General features: G+C 51.9%; 18 protein-coding genes and 1 pseudogene. 1 reads left to right on the forward strand and 18 read right to left on the reverse strand.

What is annotated here, in order from left to right; genetic code table 11:
• The 13 genes and pseudogenes from GA0061070_RS20765 to flhD form a co-directional block, all read right to left on the reverse strand.
• Positions 1-248, reverse strand: a pseudogene (locus tag GA0061070_RS20765) (IS4-like element ISEc60 family transposase); the annotation flags it as partial.
• Between the two features lie 156 nt (positions 249-404).
• Complete coding sequence (gene cheZ / locus GA0061070_RS20770; protein WP_090138040.1) at positions 405-1,049, reverse strand: protein phosphatase CheZ; 645 nt, start codon at positions 1,047-1,049, stop codon at positions 405-407.
• A 10-nt stretch (positions 1,050-1,059) separates the two neighbouring features.
• On the reverse strand, positions 1,060-1,449 hold the full coding sequence (cheY, locus tag GA0061070_RS20775) for a chemotaxis response regulator CheY (RefSeq protein ID WP_090138042.1): 390 nt from the start codon (positions 1,447-1,449) through the stop codon (positions 1,060-1,062).
• Positions 1,450-1,466: 17 nt separating this feature from the next.
• On the reverse strand, positions 1,467-2,516 hold the full coding sequence (locus tag GA0061070_RS20780; RefSeq protein ID WP_090138044.1) for a protein-glutamate methylesterase/protein-glutamine glutaminase: 1,050 nt from the start codon (positions 2,514-2,516) through the stop codon (positions 1,467-1,469).
• A complete protein-coding gene (gene cheR / locus GA0061070_RS20785; protein WP_090138046.1) occupies positions 2,513-3,382 on the reverse strand; it encodes a protein-glutamate O-methyltransferase CheR in 870 nt (289 codons plus the stop codon). The genes GA0061070_RS20780 and cheR overlap by 4 nt, the downstream gene beginning before the upstream one ends.
• A 24-nt stretch (positions 3,383-3,406) precedes the next feature.
• Positions 3,407-5,005, reverse strand: a complete 1,599-nt coding sequence (tap, locus tag GA0061070_RS20790) for a methyl-accepting chemotaxis protein IV (RefSeq protein WP_090138048.1) — start codon at positions 5,003-5,005, stop codon at positions 3,407-3,409.
• A gap of 42 nt (positions 5,006-5,047) precedes the next feature.
• Complete coding sequence (gene tar, locus GA0061070_RS20795; RefSeq protein ID WP_090138051.1) at positions 5,048-6,712, reverse strand: methyl-accepting chemotaxis protein II; 1,665 nt, start codon at positions 6,710-6,712, stop codon at positions 5,048-5,050.
• A 349-nt stretch (positions 6,713-7,061) separates the two neighbouring features.
• On the reverse strand, positions 7,062-7,565 hold the full coding sequence (gene cheW / locus GA0061070_RS20800; protein WP_090138053.1) for a chemotaxis protein CheW: 504 nt from the start codon (positions 7,563-7,565) through the stop codon (positions 7,062-7,064).
• A gap of 20 nt (positions 7,566-7,585) precedes the next feature.
• The gene (gene cheA, locus GA0061070_RS20805) at positions 7,586-9,631 is read right to left on the reverse strand and encodes a chemotaxis protein CheA (protein ID WP_090138055.1); all 2,046 of its coding nucleotides are present in this window, start codon (positions 9,629-9,631) and stop codon (positions 7,586-7,588) included.
• A 4-nt stretch (positions 9,632-9,635) separates the two neighbouring features.
• The gene (gene motB / locus GA0061070_RS20810) at positions 9,636-10,595 is read right to left on the reverse strand and encodes a flagellar motor protein MotB (protein WP_090138057.1); all 960 of its coding nucleotides are present in this window, start codon (positions 10,593-10,595) and stop codon (positions 9,636-9,638) included.
• The gene (motA, locus tag GA0061070_RS20815) at positions 10,592-11,479 is read right to left on the reverse strand and encodes a flagellar motor stator protein MotA (protein WP_090138059.1); all 888 of its coding nucleotides are present in this window, start codon (positions 11,477-11,479) and stop codon (positions 10,592-10,594) included. Before motA ends, motB begins: the two co-directional genes overlap by 4 nt.
• Before the next feature lie 126 nt (positions 11,480-11,605).
• A complete protein-coding gene (flhC, locus tag GA0061070_RS20820; RefSeq protein WP_090138061.1) occupies positions 11,606-12,184 on the reverse strand; it encodes a flagellar transcriptional regulator FlhC in 579 nt (192 codons plus the stop codon).
• A gap of 2 nt (positions 12,185-12,186) precedes the next feature.
• Positions 12,187-12,537 (reverse strand): flagellar transcriptional regulator FlhD, encoded by a 351-nt coding sequence (gene flhD / locus GA0061070_RS20825; protein ID WP_208598192.1) that lies wholly within the window; start codon positions 12,535-12,537, stop codon positions 12,187-12,189.
• A gap of 779 nt (positions 12,538-13,316) precedes the next feature.
• On the opposite strand from flhD, the gene uspC reads away from it, so the two are divergent.
• Positions 13,317-13,742 carry a universal stress protein UspC gene (gene uspC, locus GA0061070_RS20830; protein WP_090138067.1) on the forward strand — a complete coding sequence of 142 codons (426 nt, stop codon included), beginning with the start codon at positions 13,317-13,319 and terminating at the stop codon, positions 13,740-13,742.
• Between the two features lie 33 nt (positions 13,743-13,775).
• Here uspC and otsA read toward each other — a convergent pair whose 3' ends face one another.
• The 5 genes from otsA to GA0061070_RS20855 form a co-directional block, all read right to left on the reverse strand.
• On the reverse strand, positions 13,776-15,200 hold the full coding sequence (otsA, locus tag GA0061070_RS20835; RefSeq protein ID WP_090138070.1) for an alpha,alpha-trehalose-phosphate synthase: 1,425 nt from the start codon (positions 15,198-15,200) through the stop codon (positions 13,776-13,778).
• A complete protein-coding gene (otsB, locus tag GA0061070_RS20840) occupies positions 15,175-15,981 on the reverse strand; it encodes a trehalose-phosphatase (RefSeq protein WP_090138072.1) in 807 nt (268 codons plus the stop codon). Before otsB ends, otsA begins: the two co-directional genes overlap by 26 nt.
• 186 nt (positions 15,982-16,167) lie before the next feature.
• On the reverse strand, positions 16,168-17,148 hold the full coding sequence (araH, locus tag GA0061070_RS20845) for an L-arabinose ABC transporter permease AraH (RefSeq protein WP_090138074.1): 981 nt from the start codon (positions 17,146-17,148) through the stop codon (positions 16,168-16,170).
• 14 nt (positions 17,149-17,162) lie between these two features.
• The gene (gene araG / locus GA0061070_RS20850; RefSeq protein ID WP_090138096.1) at positions 17,163-18,677 is read right to left on the reverse strand and encodes an L-arabinose ABC transporter ATP-binding protein AraG; all 1,515 of its coding nucleotides are present in this window, start codon (positions 18,675-18,677) and stop codon (positions 17,163-17,165) included.
• A 71-nt stretch (positions 18,678-18,748) separates the two neighbouring features.
• Positions 18,749-19,729: an arabinose ABC transporter substrate-binding protein gene (locus GA0061070_RS20855; RefSeq protein ID WP_090138077.1), complete on the reverse strand. Its 981-nt coding sequence runs from the start codon at positions 19,727-19,729 to the stop codon at positions 18,749-18,751.
• Positions 19,730-19,909 lie beyond the last annotated feature (180 nt).

The raw sequence follows: 19,909 nt of genomic DNA on the forward strand, positions 1-19,909 counted from the left end.
TGCGTAACCCGATGAAAAATGGTGGAAACCTCATTTTGCAGATGGGGGTTCCCCAGCAGTCGATCCACCCGCTTTATTTTGTTTTTAACCGATGCAGTTCCAGTCAAATGACGTCCGATACTGGTAAGCGTAAGGGATGCGCCATTTATTACAGCACTGGTTGCGTCAATCAGTGCTTTTTGACGGTAAAGATGCAGGGGCTTCAGTATATTCTTAAGAAATTTTCGGCATAATGAACGCGCAGGCATAGTGGTGATTTCCTTGAAATTGTTAGCACAATCAATTAGATCACATCACACTATGCCTGTCCCATTTTTCTGGGGATTCCTCAGAGGTTTCCCCTCCCTTTCCCCTGATGTAGTAACTTCCCCTTCCGTCTGTCTGAAGGGGAATGTGCCAACAAATCAGAAGCCGAGACTGTCCAGCAGGTCGTCCACCTGATCCTGGCTTGCGACCACGCCCGCTTTTGTGGCGTCGAGCTGAGGACCATTGAGCAGGCTTTCGTTTTCGCGTTTCGGGCGTGCAGACTGATCCGGGATGTTTTCCAGCAGCACCATCAGCAGTTGGCGTTCGATCTCCTGGATGACGTCCATCATGCGCTTGATCACCTGACCGGTAAGATCCTGGAAATCCTGCGCCATCATGATGTCCAGCAACTGGGCGTTGGTGAAGCTGGTATGGCCAGGGATTTCACCGAGAAACTTGCGGGTATCAGTCACCAGTTCACGGGCGTCTGCCAGTTCAATCGGGTTCTCGAACCACTCGTCCCAGCGCTTGCTCAGCGCTTTCGAACTTTTTTCCATCTCATCCTGGTGAGGCTGAGAGGCTTCCACGCTGTTCAGCGCACGCTCTGCGGCCTGCGCTGTCATCTGAACCACATAATCCAGGCGATCGCGCGCATCCGGAATCGCTTCCGCCGCTTCGGCAATCGCTTGATCCAGGCCTAACTCGCGCAGACTATCGCGCAGCATGCGCGTCAGGCTACCGATGCGGGCAATAATGTCGCTGGGCGAATGCTCTTCAGAAGGTTTTATTGAAGGTTGCAACATAGTCCGGTCCTCACATGCCAAGTTTCTCGAAGATCTTACCGAGCTTCTCTTCCAGGGTGGCTGCGGTGAACGGTTTCACCACGTAGCCGCTCGCACCAGCCTGCGCCGCCGCAATGATGTTCTCTTTTTTCGCTTCAGCCGTCACCATCAGCACCGGCAAGGAAGCCATATTGCTGTCGGCACGGATGGTTTTCAGCAGTTCCAGACCATCCATATTCGGCATGTTCCAGTCGGAGATAACAAAACCAAAACCACCGGTCTGCAATTTGTTTAGCGCATCAACACCGTCTTCCGCCTCTTCGACGTTGTTGAATCCCAACTCTTTCAGCAGGTTGCGCACAATGCGACGCATGGTGGAAAAGTCATCCACGACCAAAAACTTAAGCTCTTTATCCGCCATAAAAAATTACTCCTGGTTCAAATACGTATTGCCTGTCCGGCACTGATTTTCGCCAGCATTTGCTGGCTTACCTGGCTAAGATCGACCACTTCGCTGACGCCACCCATATTGATGGCCTCACGCGGCATGCCGAACACCACACAACTTGCTTCGTTTTGCGCGATGGTCCAGGCTCCCGCCTGGTACATTGCTAGCATTCCCGCCGCACCGTCGTTCCCCATCCCCGTAAGAATCACGCCTACGGCGTTGCGCCCCGCATATTTCGCAACCGAATGAAACAGCACGTCCACCGACGGACGGTGCCGGTTAACCGGCGGCCCATCGTGGATCTTAATCTGATAGTTCGCCCCGCTACGCGCGAGCTCCATATGTTTATCACCCGGAGCAATATATGCATGTCCAGGCAGAACGCGCTCACCATCTTCCGCTTCCTTGACGCTGATCTGGCAGAGCTTGTTCAAACGCTCAGCAAATGAGCGGGTAAAGCCCGGCGGCATATGCTGAGTGATTAGAATACCCGGACTTGAGAGCGGCAATGGCTGGAGTACATGACGAATTGCTTCTGTTCCTCCGGTTGACGCCCCGATGACCAACAATTTTTCCGAGCTAAGCAGAGGGCCAGCCTTCAGTGCTACGGGCGCTTCCATCGTTTTATGCGCAGAAATACGCGCACGCGAAGCGGTGCGCACTTTCTCCGCAATCATTTCGCTGTAGGCCAGCATGCCTTCACGAATGCCGATTTGTGGTTTGGTGACAAAATCAATCGCCCCCAACTCCAGCGCACGCAACGTCACTTCCGAGCCTTTACCGGTCAGCGAGGAGACCATCACTACCGGCATTGGCCGCAGACGCATTAATTTCTCGAGAAAATCCAGCCCATCCATGCGCGGCATTTCTACATCCAGCGTTAAGACATCCGGGTTGAATTTTTTGATTAAATCCCGGGCGACTAACGGATCTGGCGCCGTCGCCACCATCTCCATATCGCTGTGGCTATTGATAATTTCTGTCATGATCTGGCGCATCAATGCGGAATCATCGACGGACAACACCCTGATTTTACTCATGCTTTATCCTTACTAAGCGCATAAACAGTCTGCCCACGGAGGCTGAACTCGCGCACGAGGTTGCTGAAGTTCTCCGAATGCCCGGCAAACAGTAATCCGTCCGGCTTAAGCAGCGGAGCAAAACGATGCAAAATGTCCTGTTGCGTCGTTTTATCAAAATAAATCATTACGTTACGACAAAAGATTGCGTCAAAAGGGCCCGGCACGTTGTACTGCTTATCCAGCAGGTTCACCGTGGTAAATTCGACGTAATTTGCCAGTTCTTGTCGTACACGGACCAACCCTGCATGTGGGCCGGTTCCACGCATAAAATAACGTTGCATCTGCTGTGGCGAGAGGGTCTTCAACTCGTCCTGGCGATAAATACCGCTGCGTGCTTTTTCCAGCACTTCCGTGTCAATATCGCTGGCAAACACTTTCCAGCGACCCGGCGTCATGCCCAGCGTATCAGCAAGGGTAATCGCCAGCGAGTAAGGTTCTTCCCCGGTAGAGGCAGCAGCGCTCCATACCCGGTATTCCCCCGTGCGCTTACGCGCATGCTCAGCCAGTACCGGGAAGTGGTGTGCTTCCCGGAAAAATGCGGTGAGATTGGTGGTCAGCGAGTTGATAAACGCTTGCCACTCGGCGCTGTTCTGGTTCGCTTCCAGCATGCTCAGATAGCGACCAAAATCATCCAACCCTAACGTGCGTAAACGGCGAACAAGGCGGTTGTACACCATATCGCGTTTATGGTCCGCAAGAACGATCCCCGCGCGCTGGTAGATCAACTGACATATCCGACGAAAATGCGCATCGGACAGCGCCAGGCGCTGTGTCATCTGTTGCAGTATTGATGACGTTTGCCCTGTAGGCAGTGATGATGTCATAGCGCCTTCTCAACCAGGTTAATTTCAGGATGCAGCAGGCACAGCTTTGGCCAGTGCTACTTCGGGTAATGCAATGTGCTCTTCAATCTTAAATACAGCCACTAACGAGGTCAGGTTATCCGCCTGGTTTGCCAGTTGTTCGGTCGCGGAAGCGGCCTCTTCTACTAGCGCTGCGTTCTGCTGCGTGACCTGATCCATTTGACTTACCGCCAGCGCAACCTGCTCAATGCCGCGACGCTGTTCATCCGACGCAGAGGCAATCTCGCCCATAATGTCGTTGACCTGCGTCACCGAGCGGACGATTTCCGTCATCGTCTGCGCGGCGGTATCCACCAGCGTGGAACCCTGCTGAACACGGGATACTGACTCTTCGATCAGACCTTTAATCTCTTTTGCCGCCTGGGCGCTGCGGCTGGCCAGGTTACGCACTTCTCCAGCTACCACGGCAAATCCCCGGCCCTGCTCACCCGCACGCGCGGCTTCCACTGCGGCGTTCAGCGCGAGGATATTGGTCTGAAACGCGATGCCATCAATCACGCTGATGATATCGCCGATTTTTTGCGAGCTGCCGGCAATATCCCGCATGGTACTAGCCACACTGGTGGTTTGCTGCCCGCCCTTTCTCGCGGTTTCCGCCGCGCTCTGCGCCAGACCGGAAGCCTGACGCGCGTTGTCGGCGTTCTGCCCGACCGTCGCGGTCAACTGCTCCATGCTGGCTGCCGTTTGCGCCAGCGAAGCGGCTTGCTGTTCAGTGCGTGCCGATAAGTCATTGTTACCTGAAGCAATCTCCGAAATGCCGGTATGCATGGCGTAACTACCCTGCCGAACATTGCTGACCGTAGTATGCAGCGCTACCTGCATTTTTTTCAGGCTGGCGAAGATCGCCGAAATTTCATTACGTCCATTAACGGCAATTGGCTGCGCCAGATTACCTGCCGCGATGCTGTCAAAATGGCTGCTGATGATCGCCAGCGGCTGAACAATCATTTTGCGCGACCAGAACAGGGCGATGCTGGTAATTAGCGCCGCAAGGATCACCACAGCAATAAAAATGGCTGCCGAACGGTGATAATTACTTTCGCTGTCCTGTCGTGCCTGCTCGGCAAACTCGTTAATGTACTTTTCCCACGCGTTAAAATTTGCGTCAAACTGGTCCTGCGACTCCTTCACCGGCGCGGTCATAAAATCTGATAGCTGGTTATTTTCAAGCCAGGTGGCCTGATGTTCCAGATCGCTGCGCCATGCGGCATACGTCGCTTTCGTCCCCTCCTGCAACTTCTGCCCCGCAGATGTAATTATGGCAATACCAAGAAACTCTTTCTCTCTCTCATCTGCCAGTTTCAGGCTGGCTTTTGCCTGCGTCATCAACGCCTTAATATCATCAGGCGGATAACTTAATGCCGTGAGCGTACCCGCTTTATTCAACAATGTGCTCGCTTCAAGCAACGTGGCCCGGATCTGCATCAGAGCGCTGCGTTGATGGTTGCTGTTCGCTACTTCCTGTAAATGCGATGTACTTTGTTTAAACGCCCAGAAGGACAATCCGTTACTGCCGACCTGCAAAATGCCACACACAATCAAAATCAAAAAAAGTGTTGTCGAGATACGAATACGATTAAACATTAACGCCCCATCTGGCGGAAAAATATCCGCGGTTAAGAACTGCTAAAATGTTTCCCAGTTATCTTCTTGTCCGGTTGCAAGTTGGCGACTCCGCGCCGGGGTCTTAGCGCTGCCTGCTGCCGGAGTTAAGGCACGCGGCGCCAGGTTGCCGGATACAGAAGAAAGGCGGAATGCAGATACCGCCATCGTCAATCGACTGGCTTGTTCTTCTAAGGCAGCGGCTGCGGCTGCCGATTGTTGTACCAGTGACGCATTCTGTTGCGTGACGCGATCCATCTCGGATACCGCCAGCGCAACCTGATCGATGCCACGGCTCTGTTCGTCCGATGCCGAGGCAATCTCACCCATGATGTCGTTAACACGCGTTACGGCGTTAACAATGTCCGACATGGTTTCACCCGCACTCTCTACAAGCACCGAGCCGGTATCCACGCGGGAAACGGAATCTTCAATTAATGTTTTAATCTCTTTCGCAGCCTGGGCACTGCGGCTGGCCAGATTACGGACTTCACCGGCAACAACGGCAAAACCGCGCCCCTGTTCGCCCGCGCGCGCCGCTTCTACTGCTGCGTTCAGCGCCAGGATATTGGTCTGGAAGGCAATACCATCGATTACCCCGATAATGTCAGCGATTTTCTGTGAACTGGTGGCGATATCGTGCATAGTTTTCACCACACCATCGACGACTTTGCCACCGCGTTCGGCGGTTTCCGACGCACTTTGCGCCAGCAGCGAAGCCTGCCGGGCGTTATCAGCGTTCTGCTTAACCGTCGCCGTCAACTCTTCCATACTGGCAGCGGTCTGCTCCAGCGCCGAGGCTTGTTCTTCGGTGCGCGACGAGAGATCGTTATTTCCGGCAGCAATTTCGCTGGTGCCAGAGTAAATGGCATCCGAACCCTGACGCACATTGGTAACGGTATCGATTAACGCGTTCTGCATATGATCGACACTTTGCGCCAGTTCCGTCATTTCGCTGCGACCGGCAATCGCCAGCGTATGTGTCAGGTTACCGCCGGCGATTTCGCGGATATGCGCAATGACCGATGACAATGGCGACAGCAGAATACGGCGGATCCCGTACCAGACGCCGGCCAGCACAATCACCAGCGCCAGCGCCAGAATCGCCATCTGCCATTTTGCAAAGGTGTAATCGCTAACGCTCTGCTCCCAGGCATTACGGTAGAGGCTGTCACTCACTGCAGCATATTTTGCCATCGCGTCACCGAGGGCGTTTTGCATCCCCTGAGTCGGTTGCGCCATAAAGCCGTTGATATTGCCACTCTCCAGAAACTGAACCAGCTCCGTCAGCGCAGCATTATAGGTACGATATTTCTCATCCAGTGCCTGGCGCGCCGCATCCATTTGCGGCAGCGATGGCATGTTATGAAAGGCGTTATAATGTTTTGCCGCTTCCGCCAGCGAGGCTTTTGCACTGTTCAACAGGTCAGTTTTGGCACTGCTCTGTTGGTTGCCTGGGTCGAGCAACATACGTGCCGAGGAACGGCTCAGGTTGATACGTGTTTGCAGCATTAATTCCCAGGCTTTACCCAGTTCAGTTTGTTGCATACGCAGGTCATTAGAGGCAGCAAAACTCTGCTGGTTCTGCTTAAGGGACGAGAAAAAAAGCCCCCCTGAGACGAGCTGCAACAAGGCAAACACTGCAAGCACACTCATCAGCAGTGTAACGACGCGGATACGGTTCAACATACAACACCCTTTCGATATGTTCTTAAAGGTGTTATCGGCATGCGCCCAGGGAACTTTACATTTGCGAAAGGGAATAAAATGGTAACGTAAAATGCAATGTTCACGATCAGGGTATCATTCTCTGTGCCCTGTGCGGATGCGGTCAGCGTTGTAAGGTACGCCAGTCAAGGCTAATACCGTACCGATAGCGGTTTAATGACTGAAGAATTGCCAAGCGAGTAGCGATGCAAAAAATAGATGATTAGAAGGGATTAACGCGTTATTTAAAGGCAGTGAGGATATAAAAAATAATCGACAGAAAAGGGTATAAAAGAGCGGATAACCGGTGAGTCATCCGCTCTTAGGGCGGTTACGCGACGTGTGTTGCCGCCATGTCCAGCAGCGCCATCTCTTCGCTGTTGAGCAGTTTTTCGATGTTCACCAGAATCAGCATCCGGTCACCAAGCGCACCGAGGCCGGTCAGGTATTCAGTGGACAGAGTGACGGCAAATTCCGGCGCCGGGCGGATCTGATCCGATGCCAGGGAAAGCACATCAGAAACGCCATCCACCACGATGCCAACCACACGCTGTCCCAGGTTCAGAACGATAACCACGGTGTTCTCATCATACTCGACGTCACCCTGGCTAAACTTCACGCGCAGGTCAACAATCGGTACGATTACGCCACGCAGGTTGGTCACGCCTTTGATAAAGTCAGGGGTATTGGCGATACGGGTCACCTGATCGTAGCCACGAATTTCCTGTACTTTGAGAATATCGATGCCGTACTCTTCATCGCCCAGAGTGAATACCAGGAATTCCTGCCCTGACGGCTCGCCAGCCAGTTTTGCTACATTACTCATACCGGTCATGTTTTATACCTTTTACTTAATCAGGCAGCTGTGTGCGCCATACGATGTTCACGATTCAACCCCTGCAACGCTGACACATCAACGATCAGCGCAACGCTACCATCGCCCAGGATGGTGGCGGCAGAAATACCCGGCACTTTGCGATAGTTGCTCTCCAGGTTTTTCACCACAACCTGGTGCTGGCCGATCAACTGATCAACCAGCAGCGCATAGCGACGACCTGCGCTCTGCAGAATAACGACAATCCCCTGCGTGGCTTCAGTTTTCGCCCCCATCACGTCAAACACTTTCCACAACTCAACCAACGGCAGGTATTCACCACGTACTTCCAGTACGCGCTCGCCACCGGCCAGCGGATGCAGATCTTCTTCACGCGGTTGCAGCGACTCCATTACCGCGTTCAGCGGCAGAATGAAGACTTCGTTGTTCACTTTTACTGACATTCCGTCAAGGATTGCCAGCGTCAGCGGCAGCAGGATACGGATCGTCGTGCCGGAGCCTTGTTTGGATTTAATTTCAACGTGGCCACCCATTTCCTGAATGTTACGTTTTACCACGTCCATGCCCACACCGCGGCCGGAAACATCGGTAACCTGCTCTGCGGTTGAGAAACCCGGGGCAAAAATCAGCATGCCGACTTCTTCATCGGTCATATTTTCATTGACTGCCATTCCCTGCGAAATGGCCTTCGCCAGGATACGCTCGCGATTAAGACCGGCACCGTCGTCAGTCACTTCGATGCAGATATTTCCACCCTGGTGTTCCGCCGAAAGAATCAGGTTACCGATTGGCGATTTACCGGCTTCGACACGTTTTTGCGGGATTTCAATACCGTGGTCGAGGCTGTTACGCACCAGGTGTGTTAACGGGTCTATAATGCGCTCGATCAGGCTCTTATCCAGTTCCGTCGAGCTACCTTGCAGGGTCAGCTCAACCTGTTTATCCAGCTTGCTCGCCAGATCGCGAACCAGACGCGGGAAGCGGCTAAAGACATATTCCATCGGCATCATACGGATGGACATCACCGATTCCTGTAGATCGCGAGCATTACGCTGTAACTGGCTCATGCTGGTGATCAGATCGCCGTGCGTAACCGGATCCAGCTCGTTCGAGCGCTGAGCCAGCATCGACTGGGTGATCACCAGTTCGCCGACCAGGTTAATTAACTGGTCAACTTTTTCAACCGCCACACGGATACTGGTTGATTCACTGCCGCGTGCCGGTTTTTCACGAGCTGCAGGTTGCTCTTTCGCCACCGCTTTCAGCGCCGGAGCCGCTGGTTTTTCCGCCGGAGCCGCAACAGGCGCTGGCGCTTCAACCACTTGCGCAACAGCTTCAACTGCTGCGGGCGCTGGATCTGCGGTGGTTTTCTCGAACGCAATTTGGTCGGCTTCGATAACGAAGCACAGCACCGCGATAATATCGTCTTCGCTGACGCCGCCATCAAGCGTCACGCTCAGGGAATCACTTCCTTTCACAACGTCGCTCAATGTTCCGAGGTTGCCCAACTCGTCTTCCAACAGCGCAACTTCGCTCTCTTTCAGGCGAGACAGGACGATGCGCAGTTTGCCGTCGCTTTCGGCAGCTGGCGCAGCAGCGGTTTCAGACCCCAACGCAGCCGTATCCACAACGGAGAGTTTTGCGCCATTTGCAGGGGCGGCAACGACCTCTCCTTTCGCTTCCAGCGCCAGCTGGCGCAGGGCATTGCAGATATATTCGAAACTGGCGGCGTCTGGCTCTTGCGAGCTTTTATAAGCGTCGAGCTGTTCCTGCATAATATCTTTGGTTTCCAAAAACAGGTTGATAATGTCGGTGTTAAGCTGCATTTCGCCACGCCGGGCCTCATCCAGCAGGTTTTCCATCAGGTGCGTGGTTTCCTGTAGGATGGTAAAACCAAATGTACCTGCGCCTCCTTTGATGGAGTGCGCCGCACGAAAGATGGCATTGAGCTGTTCCGAATCCGGTGCTTCTGGCACCAAATCCAGTAAATGTTGTTCCATATCAGCCAACAACTCGTCAGCCTCATCGAAGAATGTCTGGTAAAAATCACTAATATCCATGCTCACGCTATCACCTCGGATTGGCTTGTGGCGATGTGGGAACTGCTGCCGGAGCCACCGGTGTGGATGCAGGTGCTGCACCGACCGCAGGTTCTGGCTGTGTAATCGCGCTTATTGGCGCACTTTCGCTTTCGGCATTCTCATGCAGAATGGCTTCTTCAGTCTGTTTGTTAAGTACCAAGAGACTGATTCGGCGGTTGATTGCTTCATTCGGACCTCTGTCCGCCAGGCGCATTGTCGCCGCCATACCTACAACCCGAAGAATTTTGCCGTTATCCAGCCCACCGGCAACCAGCTCGCGGCGCGATGCGTTTGCACGATCGGCGGAAAGCTCCCAGTTGCTGTACCCTCTTTCACCATTGGCGTAAGGGAAATCATCGGTGTGGCCCGAAAGGCTCACTTTGTTAGGGATGCCATTCAGTACTGGCGCAATAGCACGCAAAATATCGCGCATATAAGGTTCAACTTCCGCGCTGCCGGTTTTAAACATTGGCCGATTCTGGCTATCAATAATCTGGATACGCAACCCTTCCTGCACCAGATCGATTTTCAGGTGTGGACGCAGCGCACGCAGTTTGGGATCGGCTTCGATTAACTGATCCAAATCGCCGCGCAACTTACTCAGCCGCGACTGCTCCAGGCGTTTTTTCAAATCATCAATGTTGGGCTGTTTTTGCACTTCGCCCTGTTGCTGTGTGTAGTCATCGCCACCGCCCGGGATCGGGCTATCGCTGTTTGAAATTCGCTGCCCACCCGTAATCGCAGTTGCTAATGGCGTACGGAAATACTCCGCAATCTGAATGAGTTCTTTTGGGCTGGAGATGGAGATCAACCACATCACCAGGAAGAACGCCATCATCGCCGTCATAAAGTCGGCGTAGGCGATCTTCCAGGAACCGTGCGCTCCACCGCCATGACCTTTATGTTTTTTTCGTCTGACTACGACTATCGGATGGGACTGGTTTTTCATGCGTCCTCGGTCGTAGTCTGTTGGTTAGGATTTCTGACCGCACGGACGTGTTCATCCAGTTCGATAAACGACGGACGTTCGCTGGAGTACAGCGTTTTACGACCAAATTCCACCGCAATTGGCGGTGCATAACCGTTAAGGTTCGACAACAAGGTGATCTTAACGCACTGCATCATCTTGGCGGTTTCCGCACTTTTCTGGCGAAGAACGCTGGCCAGCGGAGAGATAAAACCGTACGCCAACAGGATGCCGAGGAATGTCCCCACCATTGCATGCGCAATCAGCGCACCAAGTTCCGCTGCCGGGCGATCGGCGGAAGCCAACGCATGTACTACCCCCATGACCGCAGCAACGATACCGAACGCAGGCAGAGAATCGCCCACTAACGCCAACGCATTCGCTGGTACTTCGGCTTCGCTTTCATGTGTTTCGATCTCTTCGTCCATCAGCGCTTCAATTTCAAAGGTATTCATATTGCCGCTGATGATCAGGCGCAGATAATCGACAATAAATTCCAGCATCGTCGCATCCGCAAGAATACGCGGATAACTGGCGAAAATTTCGCTCTCTTTCGGATTCTCAATATCTCTTTCGAGCGAAAACATCCCTTGCTGACGCGATTTCGCCATCAGGCGGTAAAGCAGAGCCAGCAAATCCATATACATGCTTTTGGTGTATTTCGAACGGCGAAACAGCAAAGGCATGGCTTTCAGCGTACCTTTAATCGCTTTGCCATTGTTACCAACGATGAATGCACCAATCCCCGCGCCACCGATGATGATCAGTTCAGACGGTTGATAAAGTGCCCCAAGTTCTCCGCCGGTCATCATATAACCGCCAAAGACTGCACCAAGAACAACCAGGTAACCTAATACGATAAGCACGACATCATCCTTCTGCTAATGACTAAGGCTCGGGATAAACATTTCAAGGGGTTAAACCAGATTTCAGGCAAAAAAAAGCAGCGGCATTACTGCACCGCTGCTGGAGTGTTTTTCCACCTGATTCGGTCAAACAGCCTGTTCGATCTGTTCATCCAGCAGTTGTGGAATAATATCGGCAACATCCTGGGAAAGTTTACGTCTTTTTACCGCGCGGGACGGCGGCTGGCATAAACTACAGGCAAAGCTACCAACAGGCTGATGTGCGTGCGTAATAAAATTACCGTCACAGCAATTACAGCGAGACAACTCCAGCATTCCGCTTTCCACGAAACGAACCAGTGTCCAGGCGCGAGTCAGCGCCAGCAGCGGCCCATCATCGTTATGAGGGCATTGTTCCAGATAGAGTTTGTACGCTTTGATGACTGCATCAACGCCGCTGCACAGGCCTGTTTTTAACAAAAATTGCCAGGCGTTACAGAACATGGACGCATGAATATTCTGCTCCCAGGTCATAAACCAGTCAGTGGAGAATGGCAGCATGCCTTTCGGCGGCGGGCTACCACGTAACTCTTTATAGAGTTTAATAAGACGACCGCGGCTAAGCTGTGTCTCACTCTCCAGCATCTGCAAACGTGCACCCAGCGAAATCAGTTCCATTGCTAACTGAATATCGCGGGCTTCCTGAACAATACTTTTCTCGCCCATGATTAAGCCCTTTTCTTTCTTGCCGCATCGCCGGTCTGTGAAGACTCATTCAGCAAGCGGGTTGAAAGTAAAATCCCGGTATGGACTTGCTGTAAATCATCCACGCGTGAATCCTGGGTCAGACGAACAATAGTCTGGTGATTGTCAAACCGGAACTGACAGATAAGCTGGTTGGTTTCAGCCAGTTTAACCATTTGCGGAAGGGTTAATTCACCCAATGTAGTAGCCATCTCCTCGTTAATGCCAAGACGGAACATTGCGGACGCTTTGTCCTGACTAATTAAACGCTGAGCAAGAAGCAAATACGACAAGTTAATGTCATACACGTGTTTCAGCAACTCGGATGTATGCATTTTTCCCATCCCGAATAACCAACTTGTATCTTATGCGGCTAAGCCGCACCCCGTGATGTCGCCGGAAAAAACCGGTATAAAAAAGAAAGGCTAAATGCATAACTGACTTAGGATCTCGCTCTCGAGGCACTTCGCTCAAATGGTATGGCCTTGATACGCGCTTAATCATTTCTTACAAAGAACTAAGATTTTTCCTAATTCGACGCAACTGTACTCGTAGGTGCTGACACATACAATCTGACCAGTACAAAAATTTGAAATTTTTGTGATCGACATCACAAAATCTAACGAATTATGGGTAATAAATCTATCAGTCCCGCTTGTGATTTGATGCTTTTTTGTTCTTCCAGTCGTTTTATTTATTCCATTTGGTCGAATACTCATGCAAAACCGTGACCCCTTCTCGTCAACTGGTCGGAGGAGTAATATTTTGCAACACTCATCAGTACAGAAAAGTTCACATTGCAGAGGCAACTGTAAAAAAATTATATAAAACAATATATTAAGATTAAATAAGCACTAATTAATTACTGTAAGCGATCATTTCAGAATTGTTAGTTATTATGGTTGATAGTTTAATAATTTGATCTTAAATTCTTTCAATTTTAGATAAGTCTTTAAAATCGGTTAAATGCAAGGATATGCATTCAAGTCTTAGCATAAGAATAATTAATGAATATTTATGACAACCTTCACATCCCCGCAATATTCCTGGGTTGCACTGAATCCGTAAACAGAGTAATGGTGAGAAAAAATTGATTTGTCATGGAGAGTGAGAAATGCAATATGCTCATCTTCTGGTCGCCGTTGCGGTGACGCCCGAAAGCCAGCTTTTACTGGCGAAAGCTGTTGATATTGCCCGCCCTTTCAATGCCCGCATCTCCCTTATTACCTTAGCTTCCGATCCTGAACTCTATAACCAGCTTGCCGCCCCGATGATGGAAAATGTCCGCGAAGTATTACAGGAAGAAACGCAGCAATTCCTGGATCAACTCATTAGCGAGGCTGGTTACCCTATCGAGCAGGCGCTTATCGCCTCGGGCGCATTAAGCGAACATATTATGCATATCTGCCGCACACAGGGCATCGATCTGGTGGTCTGCGGCAACCACAATCAAACATTCCTCGCCCGCGCAGCGTGTGCGGCAAAGAGCATTGTTCATGCCAGTGAAGTGGATGTTTTATTGGTGCCATTAGGAGCGTGAAGCGCCCCTGCTATGGCAGGAGCGCCGCTGACGTTAAGCCAGCTTCGGAAAGGTCGCCACTTTATGCTGTAGCTGGCTTTGTGCGCTACGTGGCGTGATGCGCTTTAAATCACGAAGGAACCTCTGCTGCCAGTGGTTGATATCATTCTCCTTAATGATTTCAAGCATTTCTGCATGGCGCGATATGCGCTCTGCCAGCGGCATTCTTAGCGCCCTGTCCATCGCTGTAGCGACGTCGTCCCGGTCGTAAGGATTCACAATCAACGCCGATGTTAGCTCATTCGCCGCCCCGGCAAATTGCGACAGAATCAATACCCCCGGATCGGCCGGATCCTGCGCCGCAACATACTCTTTCGCGACGAGATTCATGCCATCACGCAGCGGTGTCACTAATCCCACTTCGGCGTAACGGAAGACTTTCATCAATACCTTACGGTCAAAGTGCTGGTTCAGATAGTAAAGCGGTGTCCAGCCAAGCTGGCCATATTTACCGTTGATTCGCCCGGCTTCGGTTTCCAGTTGGTGCCGAATATCCTGGTAAGCCTGCACTTCGCCACGGGAGGTTGGCGCAATCTGCGTATAGCGGATTTTTCCGTGGTGCTGAGGGAATTTTTCCAGCAGCGTTTCGTAGGCAAGGAAGCGCTCTGGCAAGCCTTTTGAGTAGTCAAGCCGCTCCACAGAGAAAATATTCTTAACGTTCTTAAGTTCATTTTTCAACTGCGCCAGTTTAGACGGTAGCGGCCCGGCAGCCTGTTTGGCAATCTCGTCCGGTTCAATTCCTATTGGGTAAACTTGAGTGCGGAAATTTTTCCCCCACGCTACGTGTTCTTTACCGTTGCGAGTGGTCAGACGAGTCTTCATTGACAGACTATCCAGGAACGCCAGTCTGTCGTTTTCGGTTTGAAAACCGAGCAGGTCATAATCACATAGCGCTTCCAGCAGTTCCGCATGCGGCGGCAAGGCGTTAAAGATTTCCGGCGTCGGGAAAGGTATATGCAGGAAGAAACCAATATGGTTATTTACGCCACGCTTGCGCAGTTCGCTGGCAAACGGTAGCAGGTGATAATCGTGGATCCACAGAATGTCATCATCTTTCAGTAACGGCAGCAGCTTATCTGCCAGTAGCGCATTGACCTGCTGATAACCTTCCCAGGCTTCACGCTGGTAATTCACCAGATCGAGTCGATAGTGAAATGCCGGCCATAGAACAGCGTTAGAGAATTGCGAATAATACTGTTCGTAATGTTCTTCACTGAGATTAAACGATGCCCAGGTGATATTCCCTTTTGTCATCTTTTTTAGCGGCTGTTCCTCGTTACCCAGCTCACCACTCCAGCCAAACCACAACCCGCCTGTGGCTTTTAATGCTCCCAGAATCCCTACAGCCAGCCCGCCAGCGCTGGCCTTTTTGTTATCAGGCGGAGCAATACGATTAGATACTACGACTAAGCGACTCATAGCCATCTCTCCTGTTTGTTAGCGCCTGTTGTTTTTCTTGTTGATGGTCAGTGATACGTTCAAGCCACCGATAAACTTCAGTTACACTGTCCAGACGCCATTTTGCCTGCGTCTCGCCAGCACCAACTTTGATTGATTCGCCTCCCAGCGCGTTCACAGTTTTAAAACCATGCTCATCCGTCAAATCATCACCGACAAAAACCGGTAGGCGGCCAGCAAAAGGCGGCGTCTCTAAAAATGCCGCAATAGCCGCTCCCTTATGAATGCCGGACGGTTTTAGCTCCACCACACATTTCCCTGGCTGCATCGCCAACTGCGGGTAGCACGCGACTATTTGCTTTGCCAGCGCAAAAACGGCGTCTTGATGCTGTGGCGCCTGGCGGTAGTGCAAAGCAAATGCCATGCCTTTCGCTTCCAGTTCCACACCATTAAGCGACGCCACTTCATGCCGGAGCAAACGCTCCAGCGGTTGTACGATATTTTCCGGTAATGTCACCCTTTCGGTATGACCCTTGATGTCGCGGCGTTCTGCCCCGTGCACGCCAGCCAGCGGAAAACGCCACGGTTTGGCGAGTTGCTCGAGTTCAGCGATTGAGCGCCCTGAAATCAATGCCAGTGCCCCGTTGTTCATCTCAGCAAGCAATGAAAGTCTGACCAGCACAGCGTCCGGAACAGAGACATCGTCCGGGTGCGGTTTAATGTCAGCGAGGGTGCCATCCAAATCGAAAAAAAAAGCAAAATTCCCGGAAAAGAGAGGCGGTACAGATAATGCGTCTTCCACCCTGGTTTCCTCCTTACAGTCTTTGATGAGAGCCGTTCTTCATAAACATCTCATTATCATTAGCCATGTAAGTATAGACAGTGTGACGCTGCTCGCCATTTTAAGCATGACTTACCAGCCGGATTAGCGGCTGGTAAGGTGTGGGGATAAACTAGAGGGTTATGTCTAAAAATTAAGTATTAAGGCTTAGACGGTACGTTTGGCCTTTTGTTTGTAGCGGTCGAAAATCACTGCCGCCAGCAGGATCAAACCACGCACCACATACTGTGAGAATGGCGAGATGTTCAGCAGATTCATGGCGTTTTCGACGGTGCCCAGAATCAGGATCCCGGCAACGACATACGATATTTTGCCAATCCCGCCTTTCAGCGATACGCCACCCAATACACAGGCTGAGATAACAATCAGCTCATAGCCAATCGACGTCATCGGCTGGCCACTGGTCATGCGCGAAGCAAGAATAATCCCCGCTGCCGCTGAAACCAAACCGGAGAGCACAAAGATGATGATTTTCGTGCGTACCACCGGAACACCCGCCAACCGGGCCGCTTCTTCATTACCGCCAATCGCCAGCGTATTGCGGCCAAACGTGGTTCTATTGAGCAGGAAGCCAAAAATAATCAGGCAGCCAACCGTCAACCAGATCGGCGCGGGCAATCCCAGCCAGTTGGCGTAACCGAGGGTGAAGAAACGTTCATCCTCAATGCCGACCGCTTTACCGTCGGAAATAATATACGCCAGCCCACGGACGATCTGCATCGTGGCAAGCGTGGTGATCAAGGCATTGATCTTCAAACGCGCAATCACGAAGCCGTTAATAAAACCGCTGACCATGCCGAGCAGTAAACCGGCAAATACGCCGAGCCACAAACTCTCCGACATGTTAATCACCACTGCCGTGGTTACCCCGGCACAAGCGATGACCGACGCGACCGACAGATCAAAGTCCCCGGACGCAAGGCAGAACAGCATGCCGCAAGCCACCATGCCGGACATTGAGATCGCCAGCCCCAGCCCTTTCATATTGACGAAAGAGGCGAAGTTCGGCACAAACAACGCGCAGCCGATAAACAGCACGGCAAACACCACCAGCATGCCGAACTGATCCCAGATTCGCCCAAAACTGAACGAGGATTTCGCTGCGCGGGACGTAGTTAAAGATGACATCATTTTCTCCTCACTCAGGCGACAGCCTGACTAACTTTCGGCATCGCGAGGCTCAGCGCCCGCTGTTCATCACACTGACCGTGAAGCAATTCACCGGCGATTTCCCCTTCGCGCATCACCACGATGCGATCGGCAACGCCGAGCACTTCCGGCAAATCGCTGGAGGCAAACAGCACCGCAACACCGCGGGAAGCCAGCGCGTAAATTACGTTGTAGATCTCATGTTTCGCTCCGACATCAATGCCGCGCGTCGGCTCGTCGAGCAAAATGACTTTCATTTCTTCCGATAACCAGCGGCCAAGAATGGCCTTCTGCTGGTTGCCGCCGGAGAGATTCATAATCAGTTGTTCCGCGCCAGGGGTTTTGATATTAAGCGAACGAATATGGTGTTCGGCGTTTTCACTTTCCCAGCTATCATTGATTAGACAACCTGCGCGAATGTATTTGCGTCGGGCGCTGATGTTGATGTTCTCCTGCACCGAATGAACCGGAATAATGCCTTCTGCTTTACGATCTTCCGGGCACAACATCATGCCCGCATGGATGGCATGAGCCGGTTTAGTAATATTGACTTGCTCGCCATCGATAAAAACCTGACCTTCGGTAATTTTCGTCCCGCCGAATAATCCTTTCATTAATTCACTGCGTCCGGCCCCCACTAGCCCAAACAGGCCGACAATTTCACCGCTGCGCACGCTTAAAGAGATGGGCGTTCGTACGCCTTGCGCTTTAACCTGCACCAGCCGCAGACGTTCTGCGCCGTATTCCCGCGGTTTCCAGCCATAAATATCTCCCAGCTCGCGTCCGACCATCGCCTGCACTAACTGGTCATGATTGACCTGCTGCATGTCCGTAAAGGTGCGCACATAGCGGCCATCTTTAAAGACGGTAATGGCATCGCTGAGGGCAAAAATCTCTTCCATGCGGTGAGAGACATAGAGGATCACCCGGCCCTCTTTTCGTAGCTCGCGGATCACACGGAACAGGTTATCGATCTCACGCGCCGAGAGAGAACTGGTTGGTTCATCGAAGGCGATGATCTTAGCGTTGCGCGCCAGCGCCTTGGCAATTTCTACCATTTGCCACTGACCAATGGAGAGATATTTCAGCGGCGTTTGCGGATCGATATCCAGCCCAAGATGCTTAAGCTGCAAACCGGCTTCGTAATTCAGCAACGAGCGGTTCACAATGCCGCTTTTATGCGGGATCTGGCCAAGATAAATGTTCTCCGCGACGGTCATTTCCGGCACCAAATGCAGTTCCTGGTAGATGATCGCCACCCCGGCATTAAGCGCTGCAGTGGTATCTGCGAAGGTGACTTCCTCACCCTTTATTGCCAGCGTACCGGTGGTTGGTGCGTAATTGCCGCTGAGGATTTTTAACAGTGTCGATTTACCTGCGCCGTTTTCACCCATCAGGGCGTGGATTTGCCCGGCGTAACAATCAAAACTGATCTCGCTAAGCGCTTTCACACCGGGAAACGTCTTGCCGATGCCGCGAAAAGAGAGATAAGGAGTAGACTGTTGCATAACGTCTCCGTAAAGCAGTTCATTGTACATCTGGCTCCCCGCCAGACGCGGGGAGCACAATCAACAGAGAATTACAGTCCTTTTTTCGCCAGCTCTTCTTTGAAGTTCTCGCGGGTGATCAGCACCACGTCCGTTACTGCCGTAAATTTCGGTGGCTCAACGCCCTTGGTAACCCAGTTGTAGAGCAGTTGGCTGGTTTTATAGCCATGCACGTCCGGGCTTGGCAGCAGCGAACCAAAGAAGCCGGTCGCCTGCGCTTTCGACAGCTCACTTACCGCATCGACGCCGTTAATACCAATGCCGATGACATCCGCCGCTTTAAAGCCCTGGCCTTCTGTCGCACGTACGCCACCCAGCACTGTATTGTCATTCATGCCCAGCACCAGCCAGTGTTTCACTTCTGGATGCTGTACCAGCAGGGAGTTACCGGCATCAAATGCGCCGGGGATATCGTTAGATTTGGTTGGCACCTGGTAGATCTGTTTTTCCGGGAAACCGGCTTTTTTCAGCGCGTCCATAGAACCGGTCGTGCGGCGGCGAGCGGTATCCAGCTCGTTCGCGGTAATAGCCATGACGCCCGTATCTTTCACATTCCATCCACGTTTTTGCATCTCTTTATAGAGCTCTTCACCCTGACGCGCGCCGATTTCGCTTGCCGCCATCATTACCAGCGGCACCGAGGTCATGGGTTCGCCTTTGGCATTCACAAACTGGTCGTCCACCGCAATGACTTTCATGTCATAACCCCGCGCTTTGGCGGCAATCGCCGAGCCAAGTTTGGGATCTGGAGTACAAATAACAAAGCCTTTTGCGCCGCTGGCCGCCAGACTATCAATGGCGTTGAGTGTTTTTTCACCATCAGGGACGGCGATTTTAATCACTTCAAAACCCAAATCTTTGCCCGCCTTGTCGGCAAACTTCCATTCAGTCTGGAACCAGGGTTCTTCCGGCTGTTTAACCAGAAACCCGAGCTTCATCGTTTCAGCGATAGCGGATTGTGACATAACGGCAGCCAGACCGATGGCCGCCAACGCTTTAGTGAATTTGTGCATGGTAAACTCCAGCTTTAGCTTTCTTTTGCGTAGGGAAAAATATCTACCGGTTCATTTAAAAGTTAATAAAACAAGGCATTAGAGTCCGCACATCCCTGGACACCTGTGCTGGAAGTAGTTTTAGCGGGAAATTGATTCTCCATAGGAGAGCGGCATCACACCGCAGAATTACAGTAATTC

Source organism: Kosakonia oryziphila, from assembly GCF_900094795.1.
Taxonomy (GTDB): domain Bacteria; phylum Pseudomonadota; class Gammaproteobacteria; order Enterobacterales; family Enterobacteriaceae; genus Kosakonia; species Kosakonia oryziphila.

What these genes read in the sequence shown, in the direction of transcription:
- cheZ (WP_090138040.1), bottom strand. Translation starts at nt 1,049, where the DNA reads ATGTTGCAACCTTCAATAAAACCTTCTGAAGAGCATTCGCCCAGCGAC.
- cheY (WP_090138042.1), bottom strand. Translation starts at nt 1,449, where the DNA reads ATGGCGGATAAAGAGCTTAAGTTTTTGGTCGTGGATGACTTTTCCACC.
- GA0061070_RS20780 (WP_090138044.1), bottom strand. Translation starts at nt 2,516, where the DNA reads ATGAGTAAAATCAGGGTGTTGTCCGTCGATGATTCCGCATTGATGCGC.
- cheR (WP_090138046.1), bottom strand. Translation starts at nt 3,382, where the DNA reads ATGACATCATCACTGCCTACAGGGCAAACGTCATCAATACTGCAACAG.
- tap (WP_090138048.1), bottom strand. Translation starts at nt 5,005, where the DNA reads ATGTTTAATCGTATTCGTATCTCGACAACACTTTTTTTGATTTTGATT.
- tar (WP_090138051.1), bottom strand. Translation starts at nt 6,712, where the DNA reads ATGTTGAACCGTATCCGCGTCGTTACACTGCTGATGAGTGTGCTTGCA.
- cheW (WP_090138053.1), bottom strand. Translation starts at nt 7,565, where the DNA reads ATGACCGGTATGAGTAATGTAGCAAAACTGGCTGGCGAGCCGTCAGGG.
- motB (WP_090138057.1), bottom strand. Translation starts at nt 10,595, where the DNA reads ATGAAAAACCAGTCCCATCCGATAGTCGTAGTCAGACGAAAAAAACAT.
- flhC (WP_090138061.1), bottom strand. Translation starts at nt 12,184, where the DNA reads ATGGGCGAGAAAAGTATTGTTCAGGAAGCCCGCGATATTCAGTTAGCA.
- flhD (WP_208598192.1), bottom strand. Translation starts at nt 12,537, where the DNA reads ATGCATACATCCGAGTTGCTGAAACACGTGTATGACATTAACTTGTCG.
- uspC (WP_090138067.1), top strand. Translation starts at nt 13,317, where the DNA reads ATGCAATATGCTCATCTTCTGGTCGCCGTTGCGGTGACGCCCGAAAGC.
- otsA (WP_090138070.1), bottom strand. Translation starts at nt 15,200, where the DNA reads ATGAGTCGCTTAGTCGTAGTATCTAATCGTATTGCTCCGCCTGATAAC.
- araH (WP_090138074.1), bottom strand. Translation starts at nt 17,148, where the DNA reads ATGTCATCTTTAACTACGTCCCGCGCAGCGAAATCCTCGTTCAGTTTT.
- araG (WP_090138096.1), bottom strand. Translation starts at nt 18,677, where the DNA reads ATGCAACAGTCTACTCCTTATCTCTCTTTTCGCGGCATCGGCAAGACG.
- GA0061070_RS20855 (WP_090138077.1), bottom strand. Translation starts at nt 19,729, where the DNA reads ATGCACAAATTCACTAAAGCGTTGGCGGCCATCGGTCTGGCTGCCGTT.